We start from the raw sequence: 1694 nt of genomic DNA, 5'->3' as shown, positions 1-1694 counted from the left end.
ACAAGATTCTTGAGGTTCTAAAGGGTTTTCATATTGAGTTTTATGTAGTTTGCAGGAATGATGTCAGTATTAATAAATTTTGTTCTCCTAAAGAGGCTATACAGGGCAGCGCAATTCGTTTCTTTTCAAGGGCTAACAGGTAAACGACTACTCATTCAATCTGGGTTACAACCTATCGCAAAAATCATAACTGGACATCTTGCGTTACGCTACAGTTGACCAGCTATCAATTTTTCTCAATTGCGTGCTTCATCTACAAGACTTGCACGGGACACACACTGGAGAATTGTTGATTACGGTTTATAATGTGGTATAACACAAAGTTCACCTGGAAGCCCGCTTTTTGGGCAAGGTACGCAATCCGGTGGAACGCCTTGTTCGCCCTCCCATTTGGCGCTTGAGCTCATCTATACCAATGGTTGGAGCATCCTTTTCTGCTTCCTTGGCTTCCCTAAGGCAGCGAAGGTCTTCGTAGTTATGGAGTTCCTCTTGGACCTTCAGGAATTCTTCATAGGGTAGAATGACGTATTCTTTTCTTCCTTCTTTTTTTATGATCTGCGCGTTCAGTGTAACCATGATTAAACCTCCATTTATCGGTATGCCTCACGGCGATGCCGTATTCGATAGATAACGATCGCCCTCCCTTCAATTTCAAACAGAACCCTGTAGTCCCCAACACGCAATCGATACTCGGGCGTAGAATCAGTAAGGCGTTTAACGTCTCCGCGTAAATTATCGCTCATCTCTTCAATTTTATCAAGAATACGACCCTGAATCCTTGAATGAAAGGCCTCAATGTCTTTAACCGCCCTAGGTTTGAATTTTATGTTATATTTCATTTTTCCTTATGGGCGAACAATTAATATACGACCATCGTATTTTTTCCGTTCCTTTAATATTATACTCTCGCCTATCAAAAAAACAATAGCAAAGACAAAATTATCAGAGTAATTCGTAATTGTCCGGTAATATCAGGTTTAAACGACCATCGTTTTTTACGGGTATTTTGTCCACAATTACCAGTTGTATTATTGGTCAACGGAAAAGGACAACACGTTGCGTCTTTCAGGAAGAATTACGCATTCACCCCGCCCCATCATAAAAGGTACTTTGTGTCTCTTTGTATCTGTCGAAGATTACCTCTTGCCCTGTTTCGATGCGTACTGTCCCTATGCAGATATAAAGACCTTTGCTTTTTGTTAAAGGGTTTGAGTGCTTATGGCTTAGGTTATACATCCGGACACCAAAGAAGTATACCCATGCCCATGATTTATGGACCATGCCTTCACATCTTTCTCAGGGTCAAACAGACATTGTTTTGTCGTAATAATTCCTGCCTTCTTTAATTCCTTCACCCATACCTTATGCCTTATCTGCATAAGCCCATAAGCGCCCTTTTCGCTTATCGCCTTTGGATTAACACCCGATTCAACCTGTATTATTGCCTTAATCAATCTGTCAGTGATAGGATTCTCGTATATTGCATGGTCTACCTTTGAAGCGAGGGTAAGAATTAACAGAAATAAGACAGTAAAAATTATGGAAGTTTTCATTTCTCTTAATTTCTTAACCTTTCATCCTCAAAATCTTGCAGGACAGGGATTTGAACCTCAAACATTTCTCCTCCTCAAGAGAGGTATAACCTTTTTTTGAAAGGAGAAACTCTTCTACATCCTTTCTCATAAACCTGATTA

3 protein-coding genes are annotated in these 1694 nt (G+C 40.2%); all 3 read right to left on the bottom strand.

Annotation, left to right across the window (positions count from 1 at the left end):
- Positions 1 to 324: 324 nt before the first annotated feature.
- A complete protein-coding gene (locus NTU69_12775) occupies positions 325 to 576 on the bottom strand; it encodes a type II toxin-antitoxin system Phd/YefM family antitoxin (protein MCX5804379.1) in 252 nt (83 codons plus the stop codon).
- Between the two features lie 14 nt (positions 577 to 590).
- Entirely contained in the window at positions 591 to 839 is a 249-nt protein-coding gene (locus NTU69_12770; protein MCX5804378.1) for a type II toxin-antitoxin system RelE/ParE family toxin, read from the bottom strand.
- A 384-nt stretch (positions 840 to 1223) separates the two neighbouring features.
- On the bottom strand, positions 1224 to 1553 hold the full coding sequence (locus NTU69_12765) for a transglycosylase SLT domain-containing protein (protein ID MCX5804377.1): 330 nt from the start codon (positions 1551 to 1553) through the stop codon (positions 1224 to 1226).
- Between the last annotated feature and the right edge of the window lie 141 nt (positions 1554 to 1694).

Source organism: Pseudomonadota bacterium (assembly GCA_026388215.1).
GTDB lineage: Bacteria > Desulfobacterota > Syntrophorhabdia > Syntrophorhabdales > Syntrophorhabdaceae > JAPLKF01.
The sequence above is the reverse complement of the archived record's forward strand: the minus strand, read 5'-3'. Positions and strand labels throughout refer to the sequence as shown.

Coding starts and splice junctions, on each gene's coding strand:
- NTU69_12775 (MCX5804379.1), bottom strand. CDS start 576: ATGGTTACACTGAACGCGCAGATCATAAAAAAAGAAGGAAGAAAAGAA.
- NTU69_12770 (MCX5804378.1), bottom strand. CDS start 839: ATGAAATATAACATAAAATTCAAACCTAGGGCGGTTAAAGACATTGAG.
- NTU69_12765 (MCX5804377.1), bottom strand. CDS start 1,553: ATGAAAACTTCCATAATTTTTACTGTCTTATTTCTGTTAATTCTTACC.